15 protein-coding genes are annotated in these 15486 nt (G+C 66.4%); 4 read left to right on the forward strand and 11 right to left on the reverse strand.

Annotated features, from left to right (window positions below; all coding sequences use genetic code 11):
• Window positions 1-67: 67 nt before the first annotated feature.
• The 7 genes from B1964_RS19525 to B1964_RS19555 all read right to left on the reverse strand — a co-directional run bounded on the left by B1964_RS19525 (window position 68) and on the right by B1964_RS19555 (window position 9036).
• Entirely contained in the window at window positions 68-814 is a 747-nt protein-coding gene (locus tag B1964_RS19525) for a GntR family transcriptional regulator (protein WP_172398903.1), read from the reverse strand.
• Between the two features lie 212 nt (window positions 815-1026).
• On the reverse strand, window positions 1027-1728 hold the full coding sequence (locus B1964_RS19530) for a response regulator (protein WP_079930949.1): 702 nt from the start codon (window positions 1726-1728) through the stop codon (window positions 1027-1029).
• Window positions 1721-4267 (reverse strand): sensor histidine kinase KdpD, encoded by a 2547-nt coding sequence (locus B1964_RS19535; protein WP_079930950.1) that lies wholly within the window; start codon window positions 4265-4267, stop codon window positions 1721-1723. Before B1964_RS19535 ends, B1964_RS19530 begins: the two co-directional genes overlap by 8 nt.
• Window positions 4268-4294: 27 nt before the next feature.
• The gene (locus B1964_RS19540) at window positions 4295-4921 is read right to left on the reverse strand and encodes a potassium-transporting ATPase subunit C (RefSeq protein ID WP_079930951.1); all 627 of its coding nucleotides are present in this window, start codon (window positions 4919-4921) and stop codon (window positions 4295-4297) included.
• 7 nt (window positions 4922-4928) lie between these two features.
• Complete coding sequence (gene kdpB, locus B1964_RS19545) at window positions 4929-6995, reverse strand: potassium-transporting ATPase subunit KdpB (protein ID WP_253194076.1); 2067 nt, start codon at window positions 6993-6995, stop codon at window positions 4929-4931.
• A gap of 68 nt (window positions 6996-7063) precedes the next feature.
• Window positions 7064-8932, reverse strand: a complete 1869-nt coding sequence (kdpA, locus tag B1964_RS19550) for a potassium-transporting ATPase subunit KdpA (protein ID WP_079930953.1) — start codon at window positions 8930-8932, stop codon at window positions 7064-7066.
• A 5-nt stretch (window positions 8933-8937) separates the two neighbouring features.
• Window positions 8938-9036 carry a potassium-transporting ATPase subunit F gene (locus tag B1964_RS19555; protein ID WP_020169933.1) on the reverse strand — a complete coding sequence of 33 codons (99 nt, stop codon included), beginning with the start codon at window positions 9034-9036 and terminating at the stop codon, window positions 8938-8940.
• 416 nt (window positions 9037-9452) lie between these two features.
• Here B1964_RS19555 and B1964_RS19565 point away from each other — a divergent pair, with 416 nt between their 5' ends.
• Window positions 9453-10055: a DUF6611 family protein gene (locus tag B1964_RS19565; RefSeq protein ID WP_079930955.1), complete on the forward strand. Its 603-nt coding sequence runs from the start codon at window positions 9453-9455 to the stop codon at window positions 10053-10055.
• On the opposite strand, the gene B1964_RS19570 is transcribed toward B1964_RS19565, so the two are convergent.
• On the reverse strand, window positions 10039-10449 hold the full coding sequence (locus tag B1964_RS19570) for a PPOX class F420-dependent oxidoreductase (protein WP_079930956.1): 411 nt from the start codon (window positions 10447-10449) through the stop codon (window positions 10039-10041). The two genes, B1964_RS19565 and B1964_RS19570, sit on opposite strands and share 17 nt — an antisense overlap.
• Before the next feature lie 87 nt (window positions 10450-10536).
• Here B1964_RS19570 and B1964_RS19575 point away from each other — a divergent pair, with 87 nt between their 5' ends.
• On the forward strand, window positions 10537-10923 hold the full coding sequence (locus tag B1964_RS19575; RefSeq protein ID WP_079930961.1) for a TraR/DksA C4-type zinc finger protein: 387 nt from the start codon (window positions 10537-10539) through the stop codon (window positions 10921-10923).
• A 256-nt stretch (window positions 10924-11179) separates the two neighbouring features.
• Window positions 11180-11746, forward strand: a complete 567-nt coding sequence (gene sigK / locus B1964_RS19580) for an ECF RNA polymerase sigma factor SigK (RefSeq protein ID WP_172398904.1) — start codon at window positions 11180-11182, stop codon at window positions 11744-11746.
• Between the two features lie 8 nt (window positions 11747-11754).
• Here sigK and B1964_RS19585 read toward each other — a convergent pair whose 3' ends face one another.
• The 3 genes from B1964_RS19585 to B1964_RS19595 all read right to left on the reverse strand — a co-directional run bounded on the left by B1964_RS19585 (window position 11755) and on the right by B1964_RS19595 (window position 13856).
• Window positions 11755-12165, reverse strand: coding sequence for a nuclear transport factor 2 family protein (locus tag B1964_RS19585; RefSeq protein WP_079930958.1), 411 nt, complete (start codon window positions 12163-12165; stop codon window positions 11755-11757).
• Between the two features lie 57 nt (window positions 12166-12222).
• On the reverse strand, window positions 12223-13179 hold the full coding sequence (locus B1964_RS19590; RefSeq protein WP_079930959.1) for an oxygenase MpaB family protein: 957 nt from the start codon (window positions 13177-13179) through the stop codon (window positions 12223-12225).
• A 77-nt stretch (window positions 13180-13256) separates the two neighbouring features.
• The gene (locus B1964_RS19595; RefSeq protein ID WP_079930962.1) at window positions 13257-13856 is read right to left on the reverse strand and encodes a DNA-3-methyladenine glycosylase I; all 600 of its coding nucleotides are present in this window, start codon (window positions 13854-13856) and stop codon (window positions 13257-13259) included.
• Window positions 13857-14321: 465 nt separating this feature from the next.
• On the opposite strand from B1964_RS19595, the gene B1964_RS19600 reads away from it, so the two are divergent.
• Window positions 14322-15486, forward strand: a 1165-nt coding sequence (locus B1964_RS19600; RefSeq protein WP_079930960.1) for a DUF222 domain-containing protein, incomplete at its 3' end; no start/stop codon positions are given.

Here is a 15486-nt window from a genome sequence, read left to right on the forward strand (position 1 = left end):
GCCAGTGTCGTCGGGCTGACTCACATCGGTGGGCGATGATCGCGCGGGCGATGTCGATCGCGTTGCCCTACAACGCGATCTCCGCAGTGGACCCGGACCCCTCATGTCCGCCCACGGCGTCACCGATCAAGCGGTGCAGCCCGTCCCTCATGTGTTCGATCATCAGCACGTCGGCCGCCTGCGGATCTCCTGCCGCGATGGCGTCCACCAATGCCTGGTGTTCGTCGATTCGTTCCTTTCCCGAGGCGTACGTTCCTCGCATGGCCCGCAGACACATTCGCGTCTCCACGCGGATCGTCTCGTGCAGCCGCGAAAGACGCTGACTACCTGCGGCTTCCACCAATCGCTGATGGAACCGCATATCCGCTTCGGCCATGGCTTCACCGTTCGGATCATCGATGCACTCACGCATCATGGCCACCGCATCATTGAGGGCCGCAACCGATTCCGGGTCATCGGCGGAGATGACCTGCTCGATCGCGGCCCGTTCGACGGCGGTGCGTGCTATGTACATGTCGCGTATGTCGTCATCGTCCATCGAGACGACGAACAGACCCCGGTTGCGGTGGCTCACCAGCAGACCCTCTGCGGTGAGCCGCTGCATCGCCTCGCGCAACGGACCACGACTGACCCCGAGGTCGGCCGCCAGACCCGATTCCGTCAACTGCGAACCAGGCGGAAAACTACCGTTGGCGATGGCCTCATGCAACTTCCGGGCGATGATCGCAGGTGTGGACTCCTGCACGATCGGCGCCAGCACACGTTTGCGTGCCGAGGCCGAACCATCATCCCCAGCAGACCGCGTATTCGCCATCTCTGTTCTTCCTTCTTACTCGCTGCACGGCCCAATGTCAGCTTTCCGCTGCGCATTTCGGCCAGCGCGCACCGCATACAACCCGGTGAGCTGCGACGATGCGTCCGAGGCGGAGATTTGTCACGAAGACCACCCGTCGCATGCCGCAGCGCCAATTGTTAGATTGTTGACAATCTACCCCGATGGCTGGTCCGGTGACAACAACATCGGACTCATTCCCGAACGAACCGGTAGCCCATCCCCGCCTCCGTGAGCAGATGCCTGGGGTGAGCAGGGTCCTCCTCGAGTTTGCGGCGCAGGCTGGCCAGGTAGACGCGCAGGTAGTTCGACTGGCCGGTGTAGGTCGGCCCCCACACACCGGTCAGGATCTCGCGCTGACCCACCAACTTGCCCTCGTTGCGCACCAGCATCTCCAGCACTCCCCACTCCGTGGGAGTCAGATGTACCCGTTCACCGTTACGCGTGACCTGTTTGGCACCGAGGTCGACCGTGAACGATCCGGCCGACACCACCGGGTTCTCGGCGCTCGGCTCCCCCGACGAACCCGCCCCGCGTCGGATCGCGGCCCGCAAACGTGCGACGAACTCTTCCATCCCAAAGGGTTTGGTCACGTAGTCATCGGCACCGGCATCGAGGGCGGCGACCTTGTCGACGGCCTCACCGCGGGCCGACAACACGATCACCGGCACGTTCGTCCACCCGCGCAGACCGGCGAGCACCTCGAATCCATCGATGTCGGGGAGCCCCAGATCCAACACCACCGCCTGTGGGTTGGTTTTGGCCGCCGCCGCCAGGGCGGCCGCACCGGTCGCCGCGGTCGTGACGTCGAAGCCGCGTGTTTTCAGGTTGATCCGCAACGCCCGCAACAACTGTGGCTCGTCGTCGACGACGAGCACGCGCGCCCCGTCAACCATGTGTCACCCCCTCCACGGGAGCGGATCGCTCCGACTGTTCGGTGGCGGGCAGATCCACCACCATCGTCGTGCCACCACCGGGTGTGTCGACGACGGCGAGGTTGCCACCCATCGTCGAGGTGAAACCCTGGGCCACCGAAAGACCCAGCCCCACACCGCCATCGGAGCCGTTGCGATCGAAGCCCTGGCGGAAATCGTCGAAGATCTGCTCACGCCGTTCGACCGGAATCCCGGGCCCGTGGTCGACGACCTCGATGATCGTGCGCGGCGACTGCGGGTCCGACTCGTCGAGCGAGGTCGCCACCTCGACCTGCCCGCCGCCGTGGCGCACCGCGTTGTCGATGAGATTGGCCAGCACCCGTTCCAGCAACCCGCCGTCGGTCCATGCCCAGACATGACCGAACCGGAAGGTGATGCCCGCGGCGGCCGGTCCGCTGCGGTTGGCCGCCCGGTGCACCACCTCGACGAGATAGGTGCGCGCCATGTTCGGACGGATCGCACCGGCCTCGAGCCGCGACGAGTCCAGCAGGTTGGCAACCAGAGCCGAGAGCTGATCGACGGATTCCTCGATGGTGGCCAACAATTCGGCGGTGTCCTCCGGCGAGAACGTCACCTCCTCGCTGCGCAGACTCGACACGGCCGCCTTCGCACCGGCCAGCGGGGTACGCAGATCGTGGCTCACCGCCGACAGCAGGGCCCGCCGGAGTTCGTCGGTCTGTGCGAGGGCCCGCGCGACGGCGGCGCCGGCCTCGAGGTCGGCGCGTTCGAGTGCCGCGGCCGCCTGGGTGGCGACGGCCGTGAGCACCCGACGATCCTGCGCCTCCGGCGACGCCCCGCACAGCAGCAACTCGTATTCGTCACCCCGGGCGGGCACGACGGTATCGGATTCCGAATCACGGTGCGGCGGATCTTCTCCCACCGCAGCACTGACCTCGACGGTCCCGTCGGCCCGGCGGCGTACCACCGACACCGCACGCTGATCGTAGGTCTCCCGAACGCGTTCGAGCAGACCCGCCACATCCGCGCCGCCGAGGACGGCGTCACTGAACACCGCCAGCAGTTCGGCCTCACGCGCCGCCCGTTGCGCCTGCCCCCGCCGGACCGTGGCCGAATCGACCAGCGCGGCAACCGCTATCGCGATGACGAGCATCACCAGGATGGTGATCAGGTTGTCCGGTTCGTTGATGGTCAGGGTGAACCGCGGTGCGGTGAAGAAGTAGTTGAGCAGCACACCGGAGACCACCGCCGACAACGCGGCCGGCGCAACACCGCCGAGCATCGAGATCGCCAGCACGGTGACGAAGAACAACGCTGTCTCACTGGCGAATCCGAGCCAGCGGTCGAGGATGGCCAGGATGCCCGTCATCACCAGCGGTACCACCACCGCCAGGACCCAGCTCAGCGGCCGGTGGAACCGGGTCTCGCGGATGTCGAGGCGGTTGCGTTTCGCGGTCTCCTCGTGGGTGACCATGTGGACGTCGATCCGTCCGCTGCTGGCGACGACCGTCGCGCCGACCCCCTCGTCGAAGATGCGCTTCCACCGCGGCCGCCGAGACGTGCCGAGTACCAGCTGGGTCGCGTTGACCCCGCGCGCGAATTCCAGCAGCGTGGTGGGGATGTCGTCGCCGACGATGGAGTGCACGCGCGCACCGAATCCGGCGGCCAGTTCGGTCAGTTCGGACAGTTCCACACCGGAGCGTCCGGCCAGCCCGTCACCGCGGACCACGTGTACGACGATCAGCTCGGCACTCGACCGTGAGGCGATGCGGCTGGCGCGGCGGATCAGCGTCGACGATTCGGCCCCACCGGTGATCGCCACCACCACCCGTTCCCGCGCCTCCCATGTGTCGGTGATCGCATGCGCGGCACGATAATCGGCCAGATTGTCGTCGACGCGGTCGGCCAGCCACAGCAACGCGAGCTCACGCAACGCGGTCAGGTTGCCCTGACGAAAGTAGTTGGCGAGCGCGCCGTCGATCCGGCCACTGGGATAGACCTTGCCCGCCGAGAGTCGTTGCCGCAGCGCCTGCGGGGCGATGTCGACGAGCTCGATCTGGTCGGCGGCGCGCACCACCGCGTCGGGCACGGTCTCCCGCTGGGTGACGCCGGTGATCTGGGCGACCACATCGTTGAGACTCTCGAGATGCTGGATGTTGACCGTGGTGAGCACGTCGATCCCGGCATCCCGGAGGACGTCGATGTCTTGCCAGCGCTTGGCATTCGCCGATCCCGGGACGTTGGAGTGGGCGAGTTCGTCGACGAGGGCCACCTGCGGGTGGCGGGACAGCACCGCGTCGAGATCCATCTCCTCCAGCTCGGTACCCCGGTAGACGATGCGGCGTCGCGGTATCACCTCGATGCCCTCGATCAGACCGGCCGTCGCCGACCGCCCGTGGGACTCCACGACGGCGATCACCACGTCGGCGCCCTCACCGATCAGATCGTGTGCGTGCGCGAGCATCTCATAGGTCTTGCCCACGCCTGGGGCACAGCCGAGGAAAACCTCCAGGGTGCCCCGGGCGTCGGCAGTGGAAACCATGCGTCCGAGTCTATCGGCGAAGTGCCGTCACGACCGGCACACGGTGTGTCCCAGGGCGAGATTCACCTCGAGCACATCCACGGTCGGCTGACCCAGGAACCCCCACTGCCGGCCGGAGGTGTGCGCGTCGATGATCGCCTGGACCTGTGCGGGGGTGCGGCCGCTGTTGCGGGCGATGCGGGGAACCTGCAGTGCCGCGTAGGCCGGACTGATGTCGGGGTCCAGACCCGACCCGGAGCCGGTGACCGCATCGACCGGCACCGCCGTCGGTGCCACCCCTTCGCGCTGCGCGATGATCTTTCGGCGCGCCTCGATCTCGGTGGCCAGCGTCTGGCTGTTGGGTCCCTGGTTGCTCGCCGCCGACGACGACGGGTCACCCGGCGCCATCGGGTTGTCGGCCGATCCGAGCACACGGGCATGCAGGAACGAGTCGGGTTGTCCGGCAACGGGTTGCGGGTCGATGCCGATGATCGAGGAGCCGGCGGCACAACCGCGGGCGTCAACGACCTGGGAGCCCTCGGCGGCGTGGCTGTCCAATCGGGACGCCGCCCACACGACCGCCGGATAGGCGACGCCGACGACGACGGTCAGCGCGAGCAGGACACCGATCGCGGCGACACACTGCCGCACAAAGGTGGAGATGACGGTGTTCATCACTTCCTCACCCCATTCCCGGAAGGAAACGGACCACGAGATCGATCAACCAGATCCCGACGAACGGTGACACGACGCCACCGAGGCCGTAGATCAGCAGATTGCGGCCGAGCAGGCGCGAGGCCGAGCTGGGCCGGTATTTGACGCCACGCAACGACAGCGGGATGAGCGCGACGATGATCAGGGCGTTGAACACGATCGCCGAGACGATCGCCGACTGCGCCGAATGCAGGTGCATGATGTTGAGCACGTGCAGTTGCGGGTAGATGACCGCGGACATCGCCGGCAGGATCGCGAAGTACTTCGCGAGGTCGTTGGCCAGCGAGAACGTCGTCAGCGCACCGCGGGTGATCAGCAGTTGCTTGCCGATGGCGACGACCTCGATCAGCTTGGTCGGATCCGAATCGAGGTCGACCATGTTGCCGGCTTCCTTGGCCGCCGACGTCCCGGTGTTCATGGCCAGCCCGACGTCGGCCTGCGCGAGCGCGGGGGCGTCGTTGGTGCCGTCGCCGGTCATCGCGACCAGCCGCCCACCTGCCTGTTCGGACCGGATCAGGGCGAGTTTGTCCTCCGGGGTGGCCTCGGCGACGAAGTCGTCGACGCCCGCTTCGTCGGCAATCGCCTTGGCGGTCAACGGATTGTCACCGGTGACCATCACCGTGCGGATGCCCATCGCCCGCAGTTGTGCAAAGCGCGAACGCATTCCGGGCTTGACCACGTCGGAGAGCTGGATGGTACCGAGGATGCGTGCGCCGTCGGCGTCGTGGACGGCGACCAGCAGCGGCGTGCCACCACCCTGCGAGATCTCGGCGACGCGATCGGTGACGACCTCCGGTACCGAGCCGCCGAGCCGGCCGATCCAGCGGGTCACCGCGTCGGCGGCGCCCTTGCGGTATTCGACATCGGACGGGCCGTCGTGCAGATCGATTCCGCTCATACGGGTTTCGGCGGTGAAGGCCACGACGTCGTAGTTCGGGTGAACACCACCGCGCGCCGCGTCGGCGTCATCGGCGGCCATCGGGGTGACCTGATGCTCCTGCAGACAGAGATCGACGATGCTGCGGCCTTCGGGGGTGTCGTCGGCCAGACTGCACCGATACGCGGCGGACGCGAGGTCGGCGGTGGAGGTGTCGGGACCGGGGAAGATCTCGGTGGCCCGCCGGTTACCGAAGGTGATGGTGCCGGTCTTGTCCATCAGCAGGGTGTCGATGTCGCCGGCGGCCTCGACCGCCCGGCCCGACATCGCCAGCACATTGCGTTGCACCAGTCGATCCATCCCGGCGATACCGATCGAGGACAGCAGCGCTCCGATCGTCGTCGGGATGAGGCAGACCAGCAACGCGATCAACTTGATCGGATCGGGGCTCTGCCCGGCGTACTGCTGCATCGGGCCGACCGCGACGACGGCGAGCAGGAAGATCACCGTCAGGCTGGCGAGCAGGATGTCCAGCGCGATCTCGTTGGGGGTCTTCTTGCGGGCGGCCCCCTCGACGAGCGCGATCATCCGGTCGACGAAGGTCTCCCCCGGCGCCGTGGTGATCTTGACGATGATGCGATCCGACAGCACGACGGTGCCGCCGGTGACAGCGCATCGGTCACCACCGGATTCGCGGACCACCGGCGCGGATTCGCCGGTGATCGCCGACTCGTCGACGGTCGCGATGCCCTCGATGACGTCGCCGTCACCGGCGATCACCTCACCGGCCTCGACGATGATCCGGTCGCCGACCACGAGATCGCTGCCCGAGACCGAAACCGTCGAACCGTCGGTACCGATTCGTCGGGCCATGGTGTCACGCTTGACCTTTCGCAGGCTGTCCGCCTGCGCGCGGCCGCGCCCCTCGGCGACGGCCTCGGCGAGGTTGGCGAAGATCACCGTGAACCACAGCCATGCGGCGATCAGCCAGGAGAACCACGACGGCCGCCAGATCGCGAGCACCGTGGTGACGATGGCGCCGAGGAGCACCACGAACATCACCGGGTTGCGGGCTTGGTCCTTCGGGTTCAGTTTGCGCGCCGCCTGCGGCAGCGAGGTGATCAGGCTGCGGGCGTCGAATGCGCCGCCCGACACCAGTTCCGGGGAGTCGGCGGACTCGCCGGTGGGCTGGTGCCCGCCGTCGGTCCGGTCGATCGTATCCACACTCACAGAGCTGCCTCCGCGATCGGTCCCAGCGCCATGGCCGGGAAGAAGGTGAGTCCCGCGACGAGCAGGATGGTTCCGAACAACAACGCGCCGAACAGGAGTCCGTGCGTCGGTAGGGTCGATGCGGTGTCGGTGCGGGCCTCGAGCGCGACCGCGCCACGGCCGTCAGCGTCTGCGTCGTCACCATCGGCCGCCCCCTGACCGCTGGTCGAGGTACCAGGCGCTCCCTTCTCGCTGGTCGAGGTGCGAGGCGCCCCGGCACCGAGCCTCGAGACCTCCTGCCCCGGTGCTGGTTCCAGCCCATCGGCCTTCGCACCCCGCGGCCGCTGGCGCGCCAGCAGACCGGCCAGCGCCAGCACGAACACGATCGGCAGGAACCGACCGAGGAGCATCGCGAAGCCCAACGAGCTCTGGAACCAGTCGCTGGTCACGGTCAGCCCACCGAATGCGCTGCCGTTGTTGTTGGCCGCCGACGCGAACGCGTAGAGCACCTCACTGAATCCGTGGATCGACCCCGCGGTTCCGGGCGACCCACCGTTGCCCTGCGCGTCGAGTGTCGAGGAGAGGACCACCGTGATGCCCGCACCGATCAGCACGAGTGCCGGCATCACCAGCACATAGAGGGCTGCCATGGTGATCTCGTTCTGCCCGACCTTCTTTCCGAGGAACTCCGGAGACCGTCCGACCAGCAGTCCGCCGACGAAGACGGTGACCACCGCCATGATCAGGATTCCGTAGAGTCCCGAGCCCACGCCGCCCGGCGCGACCTCGCCGAGCAGCATGTTCCACAGCAACACACCGCCACCACCGGCGGAGAAACTGTCGTGGGCGGAGTTCACCGCGCCGGTCGAGGTTCCCGTCGTCGACACCGCGAACAACACCGACGCCGGGACGCCGAATCGTTGTTCCTTGCCCTCCATCATCGCTCCCGCGACCTGCGCTGCCACACCGTTGGTGCGCGACTCGAAGTACCAGGAGACGGCCAGCATGATGCCCCACAGTGAGGCCATCACACCGAGCAGGGTGTATCCCTGACGCCGGTCACCGACCAACGTGCCGTAGGTCCGTGTGAGGCACACCGGGATGATCAGCAGCGCAATGATTTCCACGATGTTGCTCAGCGGCGTCGGGTTGGAGAAGGGGTGGGCCGAGTTGGCCGAGAGGGTTCCGCCGCCGTTGGTTCCGAGTTCCTTGATCGCCTCCTGTGAGGCGAACGGTCCGACGACGCTGTGTGCCGACGCACCGTTGAGCGTGGTGAAGTCGAAGCCGGTCTTGAACGATTGGACGGCACCCTGTGTGATCAGGATGACGGCCATGATGATGCTCAGCGGCAACAGGATTCGGATGACGCCGCGGACGAGGTCAACCCAGAAGTTGCCGAGCTGACCATCGCCGCGCCGGTTCACCAGTCCGCGGATGAGCGCGACGGCCACCGCAAGGCCCACCGCCGCCGACGCGAAGTTCTGTACCGCCAGACCGATCATCTGGGTGAGGTTGCTCATCACCTGTTCGGGTGAGTACGACTGCCAGTTGGTGTTCGAGACGAAGGAGACCGCCGTGTTGAACGCGGTCGCCGGGTTGATCCCGGGTTTGCCGTCGGCCCAGGGCAATACCCCCTGAAGTCGCTGCAGCAGGTAGAGGAACAGAACACTGACGACCGAGAAGGCGAGCACCGCAAGGGCATAGCCGACCCAGGTCTGTTGGCGCTTCGGATCGATCCGGGCGAGGCGATACAGCACTCGCTCGGCCCCGAGGTCGCGTTCGCTGCGATAGACCGAGGCCATGTAGTCGCCCAGCGGCACGTAGGCCAGGCCCAGCACCACGAGGAGGAGAGCCACCTGCAAGGTGGCGGCCAGAGCGGGATTCATCGGGCTCAGAACCTTTCCGGGAAGATCAGCGCGACCATCAGGTAGACGGCCGTCACCACCGCGAGGGCCAGCAGGACGACGTTGATCACGCCGTCGGCGGTCATCGCCGGATCCTCACGTCGACGGCGCGCACGGCGAGCACGCACAACGCGAAGCCCACCAATGCGGCGAGAACGTACAGGAAGTCAGCCACTCTCACTCCTCACACCGCAACCGTCGAGTCAACCGACGGCGATGCCGATGCACCGGCCGGCGGCCGGTGCGCAGGACCACTCTGCGCTCCCGATGCTGATCGGACGAAGTGCCTTAACGCGATCAATACGCGCGGGCAGGCAATGTTGACGCGACCTTCTCATCAGGGGGTGCGACGGCCGGCTCGTCGATCATCGGGCCACGACGCTCGAGGGCCTCCGAACAGCTCACGGTGCGCGTCAAGGACGCGTCAAAATCCCAGCGCACGGCGTCGAGATCGTGTGAGAACCCCTTACCGCGCGATGAGCCGCGGATTAGACCTGAGGTCATGAGCAGCACAGCACCGCGGCGCATCGTCGCCGGCGACTATCGATGGGGATACGTGCAGATCGGTTACGCCCGCCAGTGGGTCCGTGACCGGATGGTGCTCTACCCGCCGGGGACCTCTGTCGAACAGCGCCGCTGGATGCGGGCGTGGCGCTGGCTTCCGGCGATCGTCGCAGCCATCGTCCTGGGCACGGCTTTCATCTGCGGATACGTCAATTCCGCGCTCGTCGTCGCGTTTGCGGTGGCGATCGCGGTGTCGGTGGGTTTGGTGATCGTGGTCGCCGAACGCACCCGGGACATCCGTACGGCCTCGGTGTCCGTCGAGGGCTGGACGGGTCCCGACGCCGACCTGACGTCGCTGTCGAACATCGCGCTGATCCGGCGCATCTCCGCGCGACTACGCGATGCCGACTCCGACCTGCGCGACGGGCGGATCGACGAGGTGGAGTACGAGGTCATCCGGGCGAGCTGTCACACCGACATGGCCCAGACCCTGCGGCTGACCACCCCGGACAAGCCGGTGTTCGAGCGACCACGGCTCCGCAAGACCAACACCCAGACACCGGAACGTCGCCACAGCTCGGCCCTCAGGCGGCAGGCCTGATCGCGATCCCGATGGTGCCCGCCGATCCGCGACGTAGTTTGCTGCCGGCGATCACGAGTCGGGCGAGTAGCCCGTACTTTCCGACCAACAACTTCTTGGCGCGATCGGTGCCCGCCTCGTCGAGCAGCTCGGCCCGACCCTCGACCGGCTTACCCTCCAACGTCTTTCCCATGCGGTCACACGCCTGGACGACGACCTTCTGATCACGGCGAAGACGTTTGATCTTCCACGAGTCGGCAGGTGTCCACATGAACATCTCGTTGCCCTCGGTGACGCCCCACAGCGGTGAGGACACCGGGGTGCCGTCCTTGCGGTAGGTCGTCAGGAGGACGAACTTGGCGGTGGTCGCGGCGTCGAAGGGCGCGCCGGTGTTGCCGTGCGGGTCGCTGGTCACGGGTCCATCGTAGAGCTGCGCCCGCCGCGAACTTCGCAGAAGGTGCAAGTCATGTGGGCGCCGGCGGTGTGGGCGTAGAAAGAAATGATGCACCGGGACAGCGATATGCGAGACGGGCCCGACCCGTCACGAGAGGCGCTGCTCTCGGAGCGAGCACGCACCACGGCGCTGATCGACGCACTGTCACAACGACTCTCGGCGGTCATCGAGGCGACGGCCGACGAGGCCGCCGACGACGAGCACGACCCCGAGGGCTCGACGCTCGCCGTGGAACGCGGCCAATTGATGGCCCAGGTCGAGCGATCGCGGGCGCGTCTCGTCGAGATCGACGCAGCCCTCGAGCGCGTCGGCCACGGCGAGTACGGGCGATGCGAGACCTGCGGCTCGCCGATCGGCGCAGAACGCCTGGAGGTGCTACCGGCCGCGCGGCAATGCGTGGCCTGCGCGATGCGCAACCCGACCTCCCGGTGGTGACGCCGCCCCTCCCGCGACATCGCCCTCCAGCACGCCGACAGCGCCCTCCCCACCCCCCGACAGCGCCCTCCCACCCCCGACAGCGCCGTCGCGGCGTTATCAAACCGTTATCCGCGTTGCTAATGCGTCGCGTTTGATCACGGGCCGTGGTGGCAACCCGAATCGGTACATAGCGTCGAGACGCAGAGGCCGGACATTGGTGATTCGCCACCGAATCCACATCGGATGTCTGCCCACCCAGCCCCTAAGGAGCCTGATGAGCACACACGACGATGATCTCGACGTGCTCTTGACGCGTGTCGGCTCCGGCGATCAGGTGGCCTTCGGGCGGTTCTACGACCTCACCTCGGCACGCGTTTACGGCATGACCCGACGTGTGCTGCGCGACGCCGGAATGAGCGAGGAAGCCACCCAGGAGGTGTATCTCGCGGTATGGCGCTCGGCGGATGGGTTCGTCGTCGGTAACGGCTCGGCGATCAGCTGGCTGATGACCCTCGCGCATCGTCGCGCGGTGGATCGCGTGCGGTCGGAGACAGCGAGCCGGCGCCGCACGATCGATTACGGCACAGCCGATCTCGGTTCGCGGGTCGAGTGCGACGTGGTCAGCGAACTCGCCGAGCGTCATGATACGAATCGCGAGATCCGGTCGAGTCTGTCGGTCCTCACGCCGCTACAACGCGAGTCGATCGAGCTCGCCTACTTCGAGGGGCTGACCTACCGGGAGGTGGCCGATCGTCTCGGCGTCGCGCTACCGACCGTCAAGTCTCGAATCCGCCAGGGACTCAAGCGACTTGCCCCACAGATGTCGGGCGTTGCGGCGTAGCAGCCGGCTCAATCATCAGCAATCGGGGTGTTCTGGCCGGCTGTCACCCACCACCGTCCGTCCCGCTCGACCAGCACGTACATCGCCATCTCGGAGAATCCACCCCCACGTGCGTGGCGTCCGATCTGGGCAACCACCACTCCGGGCGCGATCATTGCGGCCTGCGCCACCGAGAAGTCCGACGGTGGCGCCACGGCTTGAGCGAACAGCCGCTGATGAATCCCGTTCAAGGTGGAGAAGCCTTGCAATACCGCACCTTTGGGTGATCCCCAGAGAATGTCGGCGGCGAACATGGCGTCGTAGGCATCCGCGTCCGAGCGGTCCATTCCGAGTTGTAGCGCGGCGACGAGTCGATGTGCCACGTCGAGCGCGTCCGGAAGGGCGGGCGCGAGGTACGGTCTATCACCGTGGTCCGTCATGGCAACGACGGTAAAACCTCAAGCTCGATTGAAGTCAAGCCGTCGTGGCACGCCGCCCTACTGCACCTGACGCCACGAGCGCCGCGCCAGCCGTCGCACACCGCCGCCATCACGTATCGGGATCTGCGTCACCCGAAGTGTGCCGAGCACCGGGATGCCGAGTCGCCGACGAAGGCGGAAGTCGATCATGTACGACCACAGCAAACCCAAGGCGAGTTGACGTCCGCCGACGCGGTCGAGCACGCGCATCCTTGCCAGCACTCGGTCGAAGTTGCGTTGGTCGCGATCGGTCCAGTCCCACCCCATCAGCTCCCGGAATCGCGGCGGCAGGTTCGCGCGGGTCATGAATTGGTAGTGCTTGCCCAGCAACAGTGGGAACGGACGTCCGAGCGGCCCCCACGCCTCGAGAACGAACTCCATGTTCGACAGCGTCTCGAAGTCCCGCTTCACCTCTGCGGAGATGGACAGGTGCGATTGCATGCCTTCCCAGTACTGGGTGAACTCCGCCCACGTCTGCGGCCAGGACGCCGGGCGCACGTTGACGCCGGTGGCCAGCGGCTCGCCGGCACGGACGAGGACGTCGAGCTCGGCGGTGGTCAGATCGCCGTAGAGGATCGTGTACTGGTCGAGATAGAAGCGGAAAAGGCAGGCGGCGACCCACAATTGGAGGTCAGGACTGTTGCCGCTGTAGCGCACCGGACTGTCCGGGGTGGAAACGACGGGCTTGTGCATCTGCGCGACCTCTGCGCGCAGCTGATTCTTCTCATCCTCGGTGCCGAGCAAGGCCACCGCGAGATAGGTACCGGTGGTGCGCGTGCGCTTCATCGGATACCGCCGCGGGCTACCGGACACGACGCGACTCTCGTTGACGCCCGCACCGACCGGCGGCAACGACAACTGCATGATGATGTTCGCGACGCCGCTGGTGAGACCCTCGACGGTGATCAGGTCGAGCATCGTCGTCGGATGCCGGCGGCCGACCGGCGCCGTTCGGGTCGTCGTTGCGCTCACCATGACCCAGCCCCTATCTGGATACGACTGTTACCACATGTGACGCTACTCTCACGCCCTGCCGTCGGTCAACGATCACCTCACGCCGGTCGCGGGTGTGCGGAGATCGCGGCATCGACGACCGGCCGGATCGCACAGTCGTAGGCATGGTCGTTGACGAATCCGGCGGCCTGCATCAGCGCGAACATCGTCGTCGGGCCAACGAACCGCCACCCCAGCTTCTTGAGGTCCTTCGACAGCGCCAGCGATTCGGGAGAGGTCGTCATCGACCCCGGCTCATGGTCCCGGTCTGGTGCGTACCGCCAGAAGAACGCCTCGAGCGAGCCCTCGGCGTCGATGAGATCCTCGGCGTGGCGCGCATTGTTGATCGACGCCTCGATCTTGCCGCGATGCCGGATGATGCCCGCGTCACCGAGAAGCCGCGCCACGTCGGCCTCACCGAAGCGAGCAACCGTCGCAATGTCGAAGCCACGGAACGCTTTCCGAAAGTTCTCCCGTTTGGTGAGGATGGTCCGCCAGCTCAGCCCCGACTGGAATCCCTCGAGACAGACCCGCTCAAACAGGGCGGTATCCCCCGACAGCGGGAATCCCCATTCGGTGTCGTGGTAGGTGGTCTCGGGCTCCCGAGCCGCCCAGGTACAACGAGAGATCCCGTCGTCCCCGACGATCACATCCGACATTCCGCTCTCCTCGCGTTCCACCCGGCGAACGTACCTGTCGGGTCCGACAAATCGATCGTAGCCACCGAGAGGCCCGCGACTTTTCGCTATGGCACTACCACTCTCAGCTCGAACACGCCGACCAAGGATCGAGGCAGGATCGAGGCAGGATCGAGGCCCGCTCGACCGATGGTCGAGGTGTCCTTCTTATCGGTGGTCAACGTGTCCCACTTTCCAAAAGTCGAGGTGTCGTTCTTATCGGTGGTCGAGGTGCGAGCCGCGTGCGGCGAACCTCGAGACCTGGCGAGATGACAAGCATCGCAACCACATCCACTACCCACTCGACGCAATGGAGCGCCCACTCGACGCGTCGGAAAAAAGTTGTCCACAAATTCTGTCGAGCTGACGTTAGCCGGACCGGTTTTGTCGGTACCCCTTCGTACACTTGTGCCCATAAGTCCGATCGCGGGAGGGGAGGTTGTTCGGATGTCGACCACGTTGACGTTCACCGATCCGGATGCCGACGCTGCCGCAATCACGTCGATGTCACGGGACGAGCTCACCGAAACCGGCCCTGATCTGCTACGCAAGTCCCGCAAACACGAGGCCCGGACGGTCCTGGCAGCCGCGGCGCTGGCGGAGCGGGTGTATCGCGAGCATCTCGCTGGTCGATCGGAGACCAGCGTGTGGGGTTCGGTGATCGAGCATGCTGAGAGACTCGGCCGGGCCGAGGTGTCGTTGCAGTTCAAGGTCTCTCGCAGTAAGGCCGGGAGTTGGGTGGCGTTGGCGGATCTGTTGGAGAAGTTCCCGCTGATCCGTGCCGCCTATCTGAACGGGGAGCTCTCGACGAATCGGGCCTCGATCATGGCGCGCGCTGCACAGCGTGGCGCGGACACCGACACCGAGACCGACAGCGACAGCGACAGCGACAGCGACAGCGACAGCACCGACGGTGACGAGTCCGGGATGTCGTTCGAAGAGATCGTCCTGGATTACGGATCCCGCGCCACGACCGACCCTGTGCTATCGCAACAACTCGACGCCGCACTGATCTCGATGAACCCCGACAGCGTTATCGAGGACCGCGACACCATCACCGACCTGGTGGGAAACGTCACCATCACCCCCGACGTTGCCGGGCACTCCGCTCTCGACGCGGTCGTCCCCGCCCATTACGGGGTATTCCTCACCACCCAGATCGAGGCGCTGATCGATGAACGTACCTGCCGCAAGGACCCCCGCCGCGTGGGGTCGCTGCGGGTGATCGCACTCGGGGAGATCACCGGCGTACCCGGAGCCCGGCTCGACTGCGAATGCGGCTTGGCCGATTGCGCCAAGGGCCGTGCTGTCGACAGGAACGACTCCGCCGAAACTCCCGCTGACGCCGAGGACGCGGCAGCGTGGGACCACCTGATGCCCGAACCCGTCGATGCCGACGCTCCCGACGTCGAGTTGGTGGAGCCCGTCGTCGAACCCGAGATCCCCGACCCGATGAATCCACCGACGCCGGATGAGGTGCCGGTGGCATTCGGGCGGGCTTTGGTCGTACCAGGAGCACCCGTACTGACCGTGTTGAAGGACCCCGATGGCTTTCTCGTGCCCCGGTTGCAGGGATACGGGCCGATCGACCGCGACTACGCCACCTCCCTCG

This window comes from Gordonia sp. i37 (assembly GCF_002043085.1).
GTDB lineage: Bacteria > Actinomycetota > Actinomycetes > Mycobacteriales > Mycobacteriaceae > Gordonia > Gordonia polyisoprenivorans.